The sequence below is a fragment of the Pseudomonas sp. 910_23 genome, assembly GCF_052850795.1.
This window is the reverse complement of sequence record NZ_VXCZ01000028.1, coordinates 1-13,948: the sequence shown is the minus strand read 5'-3', so window position 1 is coordinate 13,948 and position 13,948 is coordinate 1. Positions and strand designations below refer to the sequence as shown.

General features: G+C 59.0%; 13 protein-coding genes. 6 read left to right on the top strand and 7 right to left on the bottom strand.

The features are described 5' to 3' along the window. Window positions 1-346: 346 nt before the first annotated feature. A complete protein-coding gene (macA, locus tag FW800_RS25690) occupies window positions 347-1,498 on the top strand; it encodes a macrolide transporter subunit MacA (protein ID WP_005788987.1) in 1,152 nt (383 codons plus the stop codon). Window positions 1,499-1,501: 3 nt separating this feature from the next. Next, complete coding sequence (locus FW800_RS25685) at window positions 1,502-3,460, top strand: MacB family efflux pump subunit (RefSeq protein WP_446438752.1); 1,959 nt, start codon at window positions 1,502-1,504, stop codon at window positions 3,458-3,460. Between the two features lie 131 nt (window positions 3,461-3,591). On the opposite strand, the gene FW800_RS25680 is transcribed toward FW800_RS25685, so the two are convergent. Both FW800_RS25680 and FW800_RS25675 read right to left on the bottom strand, forming a co-directional pair. Next, window positions 3,592-4,263 (bottom strand): helix-turn-helix transcriptional regulator, encoded by a 672-nt coding sequence (locus FW800_RS25680; RefSeq protein WP_177327439.1) that lies wholly within the window; start codon window positions 4,261-4,263, stop codon window positions 3,592-3,594. A gap of 228 nt (window positions 4,264-4,491) precedes the next feature. Then, window positions 4,492-5,736 (bottom strand): methionine gamma-lyase, encoded by a 1,245-nt coding sequence (locus FW800_RS25675; protein ID WP_248128343.1) that lies wholly within the window; start codon window positions 5,734-5,736, stop codon window positions 4,492-4,494. A gap of 123 nt (window positions 5,737-5,859) precedes the next feature. Between FW800_RS25675 and FW800_RS25670 the strand changes: the two genes are divergently transcribed. Then, window positions 5,860-6,330, top strand: a complete 471-nt coding sequence (locus FW800_RS25670) for an Lrp/AsnC family transcriptional regulator (protein WP_446438751.1) — start codon at window positions 5,860-5,862, stop codon at window positions 6,328-6,330. Between the two features lie 124 nt (window positions 6,331-6,454). Here FW800_RS25670 and FW800_RS25665 read toward each other — a convergent pair whose 3' ends face one another. After that, entirely contained in the window at window positions 6,455-7,891 is a 1,437-nt protein-coding gene (locus tag FW800_RS25665; protein ID WP_446438750.1) for an aminotransferase-like domain-containing protein, read from the bottom strand. 172 nt (window positions 7,892-8,063) lie between these two features. On the opposite strand from FW800_RS25665, the gene FW800_RS25660 reads away from it, so the two are divergent. From FW800_RS25660 to FW800_RS25650, 3 genes are all read left to right on the top strand, one after another. Further along, entirely contained in the window at window positions 8,064-8,696 is a 633-nt protein-coding gene (locus tag FW800_RS25660; RefSeq protein WP_446438749.1) for a LysE family translocator, read from the top strand. Between the two features lie 80 nt (window positions 8,697-8,776). After that, window positions 8,777-9,835, top strand: a complete 1,059-nt coding sequence (locus FW800_RS25655; RefSeq protein ID WP_005788976.1) for a diguanylate cyclase — start codon at window positions 8,777-8,779, stop codon at window positions 9,833-9,835. Window positions 9,836-9,881: 46 nt separating this feature from the next. Then, window positions 9,882-11,111 carry a M20/M25/M40 family metallo-hydrolase gene (locus FW800_RS25650; RefSeq protein WP_446438748.1) on the top strand — a complete coding sequence of 410 codons (1,230 nt, stop codon included), beginning with the start codon at window positions 9,882-9,884 and terminating at the stop codon, window positions 11,109-11,111. 155 nt (window positions 11,112-11,266) lie between these two features. Here the strand turns inward: FW800_RS25650 and FW800_RS25645 are convergent, their stop codons facing one another. The 4 genes from FW800_RS25645 to FW800_RS25630 all read right to left on the bottom strand — a co-directional run. Then, window positions 11,267-11,683 carry a hypothetical protein gene (locus FW800_RS25645; protein WP_446438747.1) on the bottom strand — a complete coding sequence of 139 codons (417 nt, stop codon included), beginning with the start codon at window positions 11,681-11,683 and terminating at the stop codon, window positions 11,267-11,269. Next, window positions 11,677-11,961 carry a hypothetical protein gene (locus FW800_RS25640; protein WP_446438746.1) on the bottom strand — a complete coding sequence of 95 codons (285 nt, stop codon included), beginning with the start codon at window positions 11,959-11,961 and terminating at the stop codon, window positions 11,677-11,679. The genes FW800_RS25645 and FW800_RS25640 overlap by 7 nt, the downstream gene beginning before the upstream one ends. 49 nt (window positions 11,962-12,010) lie before the next feature. Next, the gene (locus FW800_RS25635; RefSeq protein ID WP_078821558.1) at window positions 12,011-12,322 is read right to left on the bottom strand and encodes a contact-dependent growth inhibition system immunity protein; all 312 of its coding nucleotides are present in this window, start codon (window positions 12,320-12,322) and stop codon (window positions 12,011-12,013) included. Continuing rightward, on the bottom strand, window positions 12,319-13,948 hold a 1,630-nt coding region (locus FW800_RS25630), incomplete at its 5' end, for an RHS repeat-associated core domain-containing protein (protein WP_446438745.1). The genes FW800_RS25635 and FW800_RS25630, both read right to left, overlap by 4 nt.

Genomic DNA, 13,948 nt, shown 5'->3' with positions numbered 1-13,948 from the left:
CCGGCAGGGATGCCGGTTTAGCCGCCCCGCGCCATGGATGGCGCGTGGCGGCGGCCCCCCAAATCCCTGTTGGATTACGGGCACACCGAGCCTGAGCGAGGTGCCGAGTGGTGGGGCAAGAGCGTTTTGCTTACTTTTGCGCTTTTCAAAAGTGAGCCGCTGTAAGAGCGGAACCATAAGCGGCCGTTACCAAAGAAACGGATATGTACACCGACAGACCGCCATCGGGAGCAAGCCCCCTCCCACATTTTTAAGCTGTGCAAGTCAATGAAACCTCACTCTGCTTTTGCAACCCGATGCCGCGTCTACCCGGCCAACGGATCTGTACTCAATCAAGAAGCCAACCATGCAAACGTCTAAATTCCGCAAAATCGGCCTCCTGGCAGCATTGGCCGTCGCCATCGGCCTGATCATCTACACGGTAAAGGCCCCCGCCGACGCCCCCCAATACCTCACCGCCACCACCGAACGCGGCGATATCGAAAACGCAGTATTGGCCACCGGCCTGCTCGAAGGCATCAAGCAGGTCGACGTCGGCGCCCAAGTCTCCGGCCAGCTCAAATCGCTGAAAGTCAAAGTCGGCGACAAGGTAAAAAAGGGCCAGTGGCTAGCCGAAATCGACCCGCTGATCCTGCAGAACACCCTGCGCAAAGCCCAGGTCGACGAAGAAAACCTCCAGGCCCAACGCCGCGCAACCGCCGCGCAGCTCAAGCAGGCCAAGTCTGTCTATGAACGCTACAAGGGTCTGCAGGCCGACGAATCGGTGTCACGCCAGGATTTCGAAGACGCCGAATCAAGCTTCCAGGTACAGCAGGCCAACCTGCTGTCCCTGGACGCACAGATCAAAAGCGCACACATCCAGATCGACACCGCCAAGGTCAACCTGGCCTACACCCGCATCAACGCGCCCATCGACGGCGACGTAGTGGGCATCGTCACCCAGGAAGGCCAGACCGTGATCGCCAGCCAGCTCGCACCGGTACTGCTCAAGCTGGCGGACTTGGACACCATGACCGTCAAGGCCCAGGTCTCGGAAGCGGATGTGATTCATATCAGCCCCGGCCAGCAGGTGTACTTCACCATCCTCGGCGAGGCGGACAAACGCTATTACGCCAAACTGCGCGGTACTGAACCAGCCCCGCAGAACTTCCTCGAAACCCAGACCGCCGGCACCCCCAAGCAGAATACCGCGGTGTTTTATAACGCGCTGTTCGACGTGCCCAACCCTGACCATCGCCTGCGCATCGCCATGACCGCACAGGTGCGCATTGTGCTCGACACCGCCGAGGCCGCGTTGATGGTGCCGGTGGCGGCGCTGGGAGCACGCAATGCCGACGGCAGTTACCCGGTGCGGGTGCTGGATGCCAAGGGCAAAGCGGTAGAGCGCAACGTCAGGACCGGCATCAATAACAACGTCAAAGTGCAGATTCTGGATGGCCTGGCCGAGGGCGACAAGGTGGTGATCGGCGACGCCACACCCGCCGTGGCAGGGAGCTGATCCATGACTCAGCCTCTGTTGGAACTCAAGGGCATTACCCGTAGTTTCATGGCCGGCGAGCGTGAATTCATCGCGCTCAAAGGCATCGACCTGACGATTCATGCCGGGGAAATGCTGGCGATCATCGGCGCCTCGGGCTCGGGCAAATCGACCCTGATGAATATCCTTGGCGGCCTGGATTACGCCACCGCCGGCAGCTACAAGATCAATGGCATCGAAACCCGCTCCCTGGGCGATGAGCAACTGGCTGAGCTGCGCCGTGATTACTTCGGCTTTATCTTCCAGCGCTACCATTTGCTTGCTCACCTGAGCGCCTTGCACAACGTGGAAATGCCAGCGATTTATGCCGGTACTCCTGAAGGCCAGCGCCACAGCCGCGCGCGGGATTTGCTCGCTCGCCTGGGCTTGTCCGGGCATATCTCCCACCGGCCCAGCCAGCTGTCCGGCGGGCAACAACAGCGCGTGAGTATCGCGCGGGCCCTGATGAACGGCGGCGAAGTGATCCTCGCCGACGAACCCACCGGCGCCCTCGACACCCACAGCGGCAAGGAAGTGATGCGTATCCTCGCAGAGCTGCACGCGGCCGGGCACACGGTGATCATCGTCACCCACGACCCCAAGGTCGCCGCGAATGCCCAGCGCATTGTCGAGGTGTGTGACGGTGAGATCGTCAGCGACAAGGTCAATGACAGCGTTGACCTGGAGCTGCCCAGCGAAGCGCCGATCGAGCCCAGGCGCAGCGGTGCGCGGCGCCTGGTGGCGAGCCTGGGGCTATTCAAGGAAGCCTTCAACATGGCCTGGGTGGCGCTGATTTCGCACCGCATGCGCACCTTGCTGACCATGCTCGGCATTGTGATCGGGATCACCTCGGTGGTGTCGATCTCGGCCATCGGCGAAGGCGCCAAGCGCTATGTGCTCAAGGACATCCAGGCGATCGGCAGCAACACCATCGATATCTTTTCCGGCACCAGCTTTGGTGACAGTCGCGCCTCGGCGATCCAGACGCTGATGCCCTCGGATGTGGACGCGCTGAACCAGCTGTATTACGTCGACAGCGCCACGCCGGTGGTGGGCCGCAACCTGTTGCTGCGCTTTGGCAACATCGATGTGGATGCCCAGGTCAACGGCGTCAGTGATCGCTACTTCAAGGTCAAGGGCCTCAAGCTGGAAGCCGGCATTGCCTTCAGTGAAAGCGATGCGCGACGCCAGGCCCAGGTGGTGGTGATCGACCACAACACCCGCCAGCGGCTGTTCGGGCCGAACATCGACCCGCTGGGCCAGGTGATCCTGGTGGGCAACCTGCCGTGTACGGTGATCGGCGTGACGGCGGACAACAAGAACATGTTCGCCGCCAGCAAGGCGCTGAACGTGTGGGTGCCGTATGAGACGGCGGCGGGGCGCCTGTTGGGCCAGCGTCATCTGGACAGCATCACCGTGCGCATCAAAGACGGCCAGCCGAGCAAGGTGGTGGAAGACAACGTCAACAAGCTGATGCTGCAACGTCACGGCACCAAGGACTTCTTCACCAACAACCTCGACAGCATCATGCAGACGGTGCAAAAAACCAGCCGTTCCCTGGCGCTGCTGTTGTCGTTGATTGCGGTGATTTCATTGCTGGTGGGAGGCATTGGCGTGATGAATATCATGCTGGTGTCGGTCACCGAGCGCACCCGCGAGATTGGTATCCGCATGGCGGTGGGGGCGCGCCAGTCGGATATTCGCCAGCAGTTTCTGGTGGAGGCGGTGATGGTGTGTTTGATCGGCGGGATCATCGGGATCTCGTTGTCCTACGCCATCGGTTATCTGTTTTCGCTGTTTGTGAAGGAGTGGGAAATGGTGTTTTCGGTGGGCTCGATCATTACCGCGTTTGCCTGCTCGACACTGATCGGCATTGTGTTCGGTTTTGTGCCGGCGCGAAATGCGGCGCGGTTGGACCCGATAGAGGCATTGGCAAGGGACTGATCCCTATCTGCCAATGAGGACCCCATGTGGGAGGGGGCTTGCTCCCGATAGCAATTTTTCAGTCAAAGATGTAATGGCTGATACACCGCTATCGGGAGCAAGCCCCCTCCCACAGTTTGATCTGCGTCCGCCTAGAAACGGGTGCTGTCTTGGGTCGAGTACATCCACCGCAACAACGAATGCCGCCCACTGATCCCCAGCTTGATCGCCGCGCGCTTGAGGTAGCTTTCGATGGTGTTGACCTTCAATGCCAGTTGTTCGGCCAGCTCCGGTGCGGTGCGCCCGGCCAGCAGGCCCACGCACACTTGCAGTTCACGGTTGGACAGGGTCAGCCCCGATTGCACCAGGCGCTCCTGGATGCGTCGGCGCAGGGTTTCGATGCCCTGGTGCTGTGGCACTGCCGGCGGGCTGTCCTGACGGCCAGGCTGGATCGCGGTGATGTGTTTTTCCACCATGGGCAGCAACAGCGTGGAGAAGTCCTGCAACATGCTGCGCTCTTGGGCAGAAAAACTCTGCGAGGGGTGCGAGCGGTACACCGACAGCACGTAGCGCACATCGTCCTTGTGTCGGGTGAGGTGCAATTGTGCGGCGGGTTGCTCGGCCCCCAGGGTTGCCACCGAGTCGGTGTAGACCGGGCTGATCTTGCGGCGGCTGTGGCCTTCGCTGTTGACCTGCAGCTGGGTGATATGGGTGGCGTCCACGGCCAGTTGGGTGAGGATGAGGTCATGCAGCATACGTGGGAAATGGCGGCTGCCGGTGCTGGCGATGACCTTGCCTATATGTGGGAACAGGTGTGAGTTCATCAATTCGTCCATGAGTTTCGGGTACAGGTATTGGGCGTTATAGCGGCGGGAGTCAACAAGGTAACCGGTATGAATAACCTGCACAGATAATCCTCCCCGCCGCCACCATGCTAGTACAGGCTGGCAAAGGCAGGGGGATCCAATCGATAAAATTCAGATTAAAAACGCATAACGGTAGTCGGATCCGTCCGACCACCGCCAGGATAAAAATCACTTTACGTGTAGGCGCTATCTCACAGCAGAGGGCGCTGTCGCGGCCTGACGCACCGTGTTGCGGCCGCACTTGGCCAGGGCCTGATGCACATCCGCCAACAGGTCGGCGACGTCTTCAAGCCCCACCGACAAACGCACCAGGCCCTCGCTGATACCGTGCTGCGCAAGTTGCTCGGGGGTATAGGTGGAGTGGGTCATGCTCGCCGGATGTTGCGCCAACGATTCGGCATCCCCCAGGCTGACCGCACGGGTGAACAGTTGCAGTGCGTTCATAAAGCGCCGCCCCGTCTCGATCCCGCCCTTGAGTTCAAAGGCAATCATGCCACCGGGCAGTTTCATTTGCCGGGTCGCCAGTTCGTACTGTGGGAAGGACCGCAGCCCGGGGTAGATCACACTCTCCACGGCCGGGTGCGCCTGTAAGGCTTCGGCCAGCGCCTGGGCATTGCTGCAATGGCGGTCCATGCGCAGGGCCAGGGTCTTGAGGCCGCGCATCAGCAACGACGCGTCCTGGGGCGACATCACCGCGCCGGTCAGGTCCTTGAGCCCTTGCAGGCGAATGCGCTGTGCCAGCGCCTGGTTGCTCACCGCAATGCCTGCGGTGATGTCGCCATGGCCGCTGAGGTATTTGGTGGCCGAGTGCACCACCACATCGGCGCCCAGTTCCAGGGGCCGTTGCAGGTAGGGCGTGCAGTAGGTGTTGTCGACCACCAGGGTGACATTCGGCTGTTGATGGGCAAGCCTGGCCACGGCGGCGATGTCGATCAGGCGCAGGTTGGGGTTGGCCGGGGTTTCGCAGTAGATCATGCGGGTCGCCGGGGACAAGGCCGCTTGCAGGGCGGCCAGGTCGGTCAGGTCGACATGCCGCACCTTGATGCCGAATTCGCCGATGCCGTGGTGCAACAGAGCGAAGGTGCAGCCATACAGGGTCTGGCTGACGATCACCTCGTCGCCCGGGCGTAGCAGGGTCCAGAACGTCGCGGCAATCGCGCCCATGCCGGAGCTGAAGGCCACCGCCGCTTCACCGTTTTCCAGGGTGGCCATGCGTGATTCCAGCAGCGCCAGGGTCGGGTTGGAAATGCGCGTGTAGAAGTGGCCGCTGGCTTCGCCGGCAAAGCACGCGGCGCCGTATTCAACCGTGGGAAAGGCGAAGGTGGCCGACAGGTAAATCGGCGGTACGAGCGCGCCGTGGTGGTCCTTGGGGTCATAGCCGTGGTGAATGGCACGGGTGGAAAAGCCGCAGGTGTTGTGTTTATTGGTCATGTCGGGCGCTCCTTATTTCCTACAATGCTATGCTCATAACCACGGACGAACCTTGCAAAAACTGCTGGAAAAACCCGCGTTTGTGAATCAAACACCGATAAAAATAATGATTAGAGGCACGTTATGCCCATCAAGCTGGACCGCACCGACAAAGCCCTTTTAAACGCATTGCAGGGCAACGCCCGCCTGACCGTGGCCGAACTGGCCGAGCGGGTCGCCTTGACGACCTCACCCTGCTGGCGCCGGGTGCGCACCCTGGAGGAAAGCGGGGTGATCAGCGGCTACCAGGCGATCCTCTCGCCCAAGGCGCTGGGCTATGGGGTGACCGCGTTTGTCAGCATCATGATGGACAGCCACACCCAGGAAATCGCCCGCGCGTTCGAGCAGCGCCTGTTGGAGATTCCGGAAATCGTGGCGTGCCATAACGTGTCGGGCCGCTATGATTTTTTGCTGGAAGTGGTGGCCAAGGATCTGGAATCGTTCGGCGAGTTTGCCCGCAAAGTCTTGCAGACCTTGCCCTGCGTCAAGGAAATCTATTCGAGCTTTTCGTACAAGTCGGTGCGGCCGTTGCGGGTAATTCCGTTGCCGGGGTGAACGGCTCAAAACACCTCAATTGGCTTTTCTGTAGGAGCGAGCTTGCTCACGAAAAACCTGAGAGCGCCGCGCTTGGGCTGTAAACCCGCGTCATCGTTGACGACCTTAGCGGGCAAGCCCGCTCCTACAGGGATTCGCGCCCGGCATGGGCATTGCTCTGCGCCACTTCATGCAACAACGCCTCAAACACCCGCTGCACCCGTGGCTCATCACTGTGGGCCACATTGAAGCGCATCGAGTCGCGATGGGCCGGGTCGTAGCCAAACAGCCCACCGGGCGCCAGCACCATGCTGCGTTTCAACGCTTCCTGGGCCAGCAATTCGCCGTTCACCCCCTTCGGCAGACGCGCCCAGATAAACATTCCGCCTTCATAGGCCATCGGCAGTTCGCAGCCGCAGCGCTTGAGCCATTGTTCGACGCGTCCACCGGCCTCCATCAGGCGTTGCACCATACGCTTGCGATGCTTGGCATAGCTGCCTTCAGTGAGCATGCGGTAGACGATCTGTTCGAACAGTTCGGAGGTCACGCCGCCGCTCATCAACTTCATATTGGTGAGGTTGGCGGCCAGTTGCGGCGCGGCCACGACGTAGCTGACCCGGGTGTTGGCGCTGAGGATCTTGGAGAACCCTGACAAGTAGGTGACCTGGTCGAGCCCGGCGACGGCAGCCAGGCGCGGGGGAGGGTTGGGGTGCAGGTCGCCATACAGATCATCCTCGACGATATGGCAGTGGTATTGCTGGGTCAGCTGCAGCAGGCGAAACGCTTGGCTGGGGCTGAATGAATGCCCGGTGGGGTTATGCAAAACGCTGGTGGTCAGGTAAAGGCTGGGGCGGTGTTCGGCCAGCAACTGTTCGAGGGCCGCGAAATCGAAACCGTCGGGGCGGCGCTCGGTGGTAACGACCTTGACCCCATGCAGCGCCAGGTTGGCGTGGAAGTTGAAGTAGCACGGCGCGTCGAGCAACACCGTGTCGCCAGGTCGGGCCAGCAGGCGCATAAGCATGTCCAGGCCCTGCACAGTGTTGGGCGTGGTGATGATCTGTTCCACGGGCACCGACAAACCTTCACCGTGCAGTTTCTGTTGCAGCGCCTGGCGCAACGGCAGCAGCCCGGCTGGCGTGCCCAAGCCTGCGATGCGCAGCGTTGGCGCACGCACCACGCTGCGCATGGCCTGGCGAATCGCTTCGCCATTGAGCCACTCCTCCGGCAAGTGCCCACCGCCGGGGCGCAGTTCGCCACTGGCGGTGACCAGCGGGCGACGCAATATGCTGAGCAGGTCCTGGGGCAGCAAGTCGACCCAGGTCGCCGTTGCCGGCCGGGCGCTGTCCATCGCCACGAAGTAGCCACGGCCTTGGCTGGAGGTGAGCAAATGGCGCCCGCGCAGGCGGTCCAGCGCCTCATTGAGGGTGAACTTGCTCACGCCCAGGGTCTGGGTCAATTCCCGTACCGACGGCAACTTGCTGCCCGGCGCCCATTCGCCGTTCTCGATGGCCTGGCTGAACGCCTCGACGATCTGCTGGACCTTGGGGGTGCCCTCCACAAAAGCGATGGCGGATACAAACATGACGGGTCCTTGTGTTTGCCGGTAATTTTACCGGTGAAGTCAGGCCGAATTAGGCATCACTTTACCTGCCTTGTGCAATGCCGCTGCTCTAGACTGCGCCGTAACCAGACCGCCAAGACCGCCATGGGGCGGGCGTTTGAGGCGTGTTTCTTTCCATTCAAGGTCCGCGGCCATGACAAGTGCATTAACCCTGTCTTCGTTTCTCTACTTCCTGCTGTTTTGCGCCACGATGACCTTCAGCCCCGGCCCCATGACCCTGCTGTTGCTGAGCCTGGGCTTGAAGGACGGCCTGCGCAGTTCGATCCCGGCGCAGATCGGCGCCAGTGTGTCGTACCTGATTTCCATCCTGATTTTTGCCGTCGGTTTCTCGGAGCTGATCAAGGGCAACCTTGCCATTACCCAGACCATCCAGTTTGTCGGGGTAGCCTATATTCTCTACCTGGCCTACAAGCAGTGGACCAGCAGCGGCGTGTCGATCAACAACGCGGGCGCCGTGGAAGGCTCGCGCAGCCTGTTTGGCAAAGGGCTATTGACCGGGTTTTCCAACCCCAAGACCATCATCATGTTCAGCGCGGTGTTCCCGCAGTTTGCAGGCGCGGGGGAGCACAGTTCGGCGGCGGACATCGCCATCCTCGGGGCGACCTTCCTGTTGCTGCAATTTGCCAGCGGGTGCCTGTATTGCTATTTCGGCCAGCGCATCAAGCATGTACTGGAAAACCCCAAGCGGCGGGTGTTGTTGCAGCGGGTCACCGCAGTGCTGCTGTTGGGCGTTGCATGGATGCTGGCGCGTGGCTTTTCACACTGAAGCATTAGCGTGTAAGCAGTAGTGGCGATTTGACGTTACCCTGTTAGACTCCAGGCACTCACTCAGGATTGCACCCCACCATGCCAGCCGTAGGAGGAAAGGGACTTCCGCTCGCTTCGCGCTTGTACAAATCTCGTCTTCTGGGGCTGAGCCTCGGCTTCGTCTGCGTGGTATTTGCCATGTATCCGCTGAGTCCTTCCGTTTGGGTGTGGGCCTGGATGCTGATCAACGCTTTTGTGTGGCCGCATGTGGCGTTTCAATTGTCTTTGCATGCAGCCCATACCCTGCGCAGTGAGCGCCGTAGCCTGTTGTTCGATTCTTTTTGCGGCGGGTTTTGGGTCGGCGCGATGCACTTCAACCCACTGCCCAGCGTCACCACCCTGTCGATGATGACCATGAACAACGTGGCCATCGGTGGCACGCGCTTTATGCTGGCGGGGTGGGCGGCGCAGGCGCTGGGGCTGGGGGCGGCGCTGCTGATTTTTGCGCCTGCTTTTATCGCCGTGACCACCCAGGCCCAGTTGTATGCCTGCCTGCCGATCCTGATGCTGTATCCCCTGGTGCTGGGCTGGATCTGCTACCGCCAGGCCGTGACCCTGGCCCGGCACAAGCGTGAGCTGTTGGCCTTGAGCCGCACCGACAGCTTGTCCGGCCTGCTCAACCACGGCGCCTGGAAAGACCACCTGGACATCGAGTTCCAACGCTGCCGCCGAAACCAGGCGGGCGCCGCCATCGCGCTGATTGATATTGACCACTTCAAGACTATCAATGACACCTATGGCCATGTGACCGGCGATATCGTCCTGCGCCAATTGAGCAAAGTGCTGCGACAGAACCTGCGCGCCACCGATCTGGCCGGGCGTTATGGCGGCGATGAGTTCTGCGTGATCCTGCCGGACATGCCCCTCAATCGCGCCACCGAAGTGATGGAGGCCTTGCGCGATCGCTTCAACGCCTTGGCCTATGCCCAGGACCCGGCATTGCGCGTCAGCTTGAGTATCGGCCTGGCGCCGTACCAGCCGACCCACGCTGACTCCATCGGTTGGCTCAACGATGCCGACCAGGCGTTGTACGAAGCCAAGAGCAGCGGGCGCAACCGGGTGAACGCCGTGCAGGAGGGTTGGTTGCGGTCGGTCTAGTGAGATAGGGTGTGGGGAGCCCATTCCAACAAAAAAGGATCGCTCCATGCTCTTCACTTTCCCGCGTACCCTGCTGGCCGCCACCCTGGCGTTGTCCTTCGTCATGCCGGCCTACAGCGCCGAACCTCACAAGCAGATCCAGGCGGATGCCGAGCAGTACAAGGCCCAGGCCCTGAAGCTGTTGGAGCGCCTGGTAAATATCGACTCGGGGTCAGGTTACGAGCCGGGCCTGACCCAAGTGCGTGACATCGCCGTGGATGAGTTGAAGCAATTGGGGTTCAGCATTGAATTGGTACCGGACAAGGCGGCCAATAACAGCCACGTGGTTGCCACCCTCAAAGGCACCGGCAAGGCCAGGATCCTGCTGATGGCGCACATGGACACTGTCTTCAAGGAAGGCTCGGCCGCCGAGCGCCCGTTCCACATCAAGGACGGCCGTGCCTATGGCCCCGGCGTGATGGATGACAAGGGCGGTATCGTCGCCGGTATCTACGCGCTGAAAGTCCTGAAAAACCAGGGCTTCAAGGACTACGCACAGATCACCTTCCTGCTCGACGCCAGCGAAGAAACCGGCTCTGAGGTTGCCTCTGAACTGATCCGTAAAACCGCCAAGGGCCATGACGTGACCCTCAACCTGGAGCCCGGCCGCCCAGCGGACGGCCTGGTGGTATGGCGCAAAGGCAGCGCGACCGCGGTGGTCGAAGTCAAAGGCAAGTCCGCCCACGCCGGCGTCGCCCCGGAACTGGGACGCAACGCCGCCATGGAGGCCGCGCACCAGATCCTGCAACTGGGCAAGCTCGGTGATGAAGAGAAGAAGACCACCATCAACTTCACCGTGCTCAAATCCGGTGACCGCACCAACGTTATCCCCGACCAGGCCACTGCCAAGGCCGACGTACGTGCGGCGGTGCCGGAAGAGTTCGATCGAATCGAGAAGGATCTGGCGCGGGTATCAGCCAACACGTTGATCCCCGACACAGAAGTGAAAACCAGCCTGCAACGCGGCCTGCCACCGATGCCGCAGACGGCCGAATCGGATAAGTTGGTGGCGATAGCCCAAGGTATTTATGGCGAACTGGGGCGCAAATTGACCATCGAAGGCAGCGGCGGCGCCGCAGATGCCAGCTTGTCGGCCGGGGTAGGGACGCCGACGTTGGATGGGTTTGGGATTGTGGGGGGCAATATCCACACGGCGGAGGAATATGCCGAGGTGGAGAGCGTGGTGCCCCGGGTTTATCTGTTGAGCCGGATGATTATGGAGCTGGCCAAGCGCTGATCGGAGCGTTGGATTGCCGTACTGAGGAGATTCAAATGTGGGAGGGGGCTTGCTCCCGATGGCGGTGGATCAGCTTGCATATGCATTGGCTGACCCACTGCTATCGGGAGCAAGCCCCCTCCCACATTGGATATTCAGTGTATCCAAGACTCGGGTCACCATGTGGCAGGGTCTTCGAGGCTGGCTTTTTGGAGGTCTTCTTTCCACCACTCATTAGCTAATCTATAAATTTCTTCGAAAAAGCCTTTTGGATTGTCCATGTCACTCCATCCCCAAGGCAGGGTGCAGTAATAGCCGGGAGCCTGTCTCAATAAGTGCGAAAAATTATAAGTTTCGTCGCTAAGTGCAGCCCCCAATTTGTCGCATAAGACCTTGCGATGTCGATAGCTTAGATCTGAAAATTTCTCAATTATGTATTTTTTGATCAGCCGCTCTCTATCTGTGTCAAGATTGATGTCGTAACATGCAAGCTCTTCACCTACAGTCTCTTCGCGATCATAAATATCGAACGGGCTGAGTAAATGGCGAAGTTTCGGTGCGTAAGGGATATCTAGAAAAGGGTGTTTCAGCATTGGTCATTGCTCACAGGGAATACGGTATAAAGTTCTTTGGTTTCGCGATCGAATTTCGCGATCGCTGCATCCATATTTTCATCAAGTATTGGATTGTTTCGGTCAGAAGGGTTTGGTATGTATCCTCTTCCGCAACCCTGCATTTCGATTCGGACAACTGGGTTGCCGTAGTAATCTTCCCCGGTAAAAGGCGGTAGGTTGCGTTCTGCTCTGGTGTTTACCTCATTTAGTACAGCGAGTTGCGCTCGATGACTTTTAAACTGCGTACTTAACTGCATAGGATTTTTCCTTTAGTGGCTGTGCTGATTTGTTTAGGGGGGCGATCGATTATTTTTTGAGGAGTAAGTAGTTCTCAATTTTTCTTACGATGTGGCTCAGCCAAAGCGGCCCTGATGCCCACTCGTGCGGATAGTAATAATAGCAATACTGTTTGTGTAGCAGGTTCTCCAAAAGATTTGATTCGTTTGTATAGTATTTGAGCAGTTCTAGAATTTCTTCTTTTACGGTGATGATTACATCCGTAGATGAGTCTAGTAGAAAAGCATCAATGACCTCGTCAGCTGTGGCGTGCTCATCTACCCAGTCTTGATGGAAGTAAGCTCCAAAGAATTGCTGAAGTTCAGTTAGTTGGTTGTTCATTTTTCTATTGGGTATCCTGTCAGTAAAAGGTAGCCGTCTGGCATTTTTGGTTTTCGAATTAAAACTAGCATAAACTTATAAACAGGTATGGATTCTGTGGTGCCTCTTATAACGCTCAACCCTACGGGTTGGCTCGAATGCTCTCTGATAATATGCTTGTCCTTCGTTCCTTGTAGGAATTTGGATATTTCCTGACTGTGCGAAGCCAAGCTTTTGGATACAAGTGCTTCTGCGTCTTCTAAAGTTTTGAACGTAGACGCTGCAGGTATATGTGGCTCCACCTCAAGCCTTTCTACCAATTGATAGTCAGTCCGCTCTACGTGCTTTTTAATCAGATGTCCGCCTGCTTTTTCATGCCCGTCTAGTACGCCGCTGGGTATTTTTTTTGCTGGAGCGTCGATTTTTGAGCCAGGACAAATTCCAACCTTACAGCTCAGCCCTAAGGGATCTACCCATCCCGTCGGATTGGGCACGTACTGGTAACCGTTGATCCCACCCGCCAACTTCACCGGATCCGGCGTCAGGTAGCGACCAATATCCGGATTGTAGTAGCGATGGCGGTTGTAGTGCAGGCCGCTTTCCTGATCGAAGTATTGACCCTGGAAACGCAACGGATTGTCGATTTTGCCTACGTCGAGCCGGGCGATCTGGCCGTAGGCGCGGTAGTGAGCTGACCAGACGATTTCACCTTCGGTGTCGGTCAGTTCTTGCGGTGTGCCGAGGTGGTCGAGTTGGTAGTGGTAGGCCTTGGTCTCTTTTGGGCCGAAACCTTCCAACAGTGCCAGTGGCCGGAAGCTGTCGGGTTCGTAGAGGTAGCTGCGATGACGCTCTGCATGGTGCTCGGCAATCAGCTTGTCGCCTTGCCAGAAAAACTCGGTGGTCTTGCCATCCACGGTCTTGCTGACACGTCGCCCAAAGGGGTCATAGCGATAACTAGCGGTTTCGCTGTTCGGTTTTGTGATTTTTATTAACCGATGCTGGCAGTCGTAGCGGTACTCCGTAACGAGTTGCTGGCCCTTGCCGCGCCGTTCGCGGATCAGGTTGCCGAAGGCGTCGTAGTCGTAATGGCGGTCGCCCTGGATCATCAGGCGATTGCCGGCAACGATGTCCGGGCCGGGGCGGTCTTGCATCAGCAGGTTGCCCGCCGGGTCGTGGGCGAAGCGCTCCTGGACGTCTTGGGAATGATCGGCGCGGGTTAGGCGGTTAAGCGGGTCGTAGCGATAGTCGTGCTGGCCTTTGCGGGTGTCGAGCAGGCGGGTGAGGTTGCCGGATTTGTCGTAGTCGTACTGGCGCTGGTAAAGGTAGTTTTCCTGCTGTGTGACGGCGTGGGCGTGTAGGCGGTTTTGGTCGTCGTAGTGGTAATGGCTGAGCAGTTGACCTTGTTGGCGTTGGTGTTCGCGGCCGCTCTTGAAGAGATGCGAGGTGAGCACTTCACCATTGAGTTCGACGGTGGCGAGGTGGCCGCCTTTGTCGTGGTTGAAGGTGATGCGGTTGTTGTCCGGCAGGCGCAGGTTTTTCAGCTGGCCGCAGGCGTCGTAGCCGTAGCGCAAGGTGCCCCAGCCTTGATGCTCGGCGGTGAGGCGGTTTTGTTTGTCGTACTCATAGGCTAACGCCCAGTGACCGTCG

What these genes read in the sequence shown, in the direction of transcription:
- macA (WP_005788987.1), top strand. Translation starts at nt 347, where the DNA reads ATGCAAACGTCTAAATTCCGCAAAATCGGCCTCCTGGCAGCATTGGCC.
- FW800_RS25685 (WP_446438752.1), top strand. Translation starts at nt 1,502, where the DNA reads ATGACTCAGCCTCTGTTGGAACTCAAGGGCATTACCCGTAGTTTCATG.
- FW800_RS25680 (WP_177327439.1), bottom strand. Translation starts at nt 4,263, where the DNA reads ATGAACTCACACCTGTTCCCACATATAGGCAAGGTCATCGCCAGCACC.
- FW800_RS25675 (WP_248128343.1), bottom strand. Translation starts at nt 5,736, where the DNA reads ATGACCAATAAACACAACACCTGCGGCTTTTCCACCCGTGCCATTCAC.
- FW800_RS25670 (WP_446438751.1), top strand. Translation starts at nt 5,860, where the DNA reads ATGCCCATCAAGCTGGACCGCACCGACAAAGCCCTTTTAAACGCATTG.
- FW800_RS25665 (WP_446438750.1), bottom strand. Translation starts at nt 7,891, where the DNA reads ATGTTTGTATCCGCCATCGCTTTTGTGGAGGGCACCCCCAAGGTCCAG.
- FW800_RS25660 (WP_446438749.1), top strand. Translation starts at nt 8,064, where the DNA reads ATGACAAGTGCATTAACCCTGTCTTCGTTTCTCTACTTCCTGCTGTTT.
- FW800_RS25655 (WP_005788976.1), top strand. Translation starts at nt 8,777, where the DNA reads ATGCCAGCCGTAGGAGGAAAGGGACTTCCGCTCGCTTCGCGCTTGTAC.
- FW800_RS25650 (WP_446438748.1), top strand. Translation starts at nt 9,882, where the DNA reads ATGCTCTTCACTTTCCCGCGTACCCTGCTGGCCGCCACCCTGGCGTTG.
- FW800_RS25645 (WP_446438747.1), bottom strand. Translation starts at nt 11,683, where the DNA reads ATGCTGAAACACCCTTTTCTAGATATCCCTTACGCACCGAAACTTCGC.
- FW800_RS25640 (WP_446438746.1), bottom strand. Translation starts at nt 11,961, where the DNA reads ATGCAGTTAAGTACGCAGTTTAAAAGTCATCGAGCGCAACTCGCTGTA.
- FW800_RS25635 (WP_078821558.1), bottom strand. Translation starts at nt 12,322, where the DNA reads ATGAACAACCAACTAACTGAACTTCAGCAATTCTTTGGAGCTTACTTC.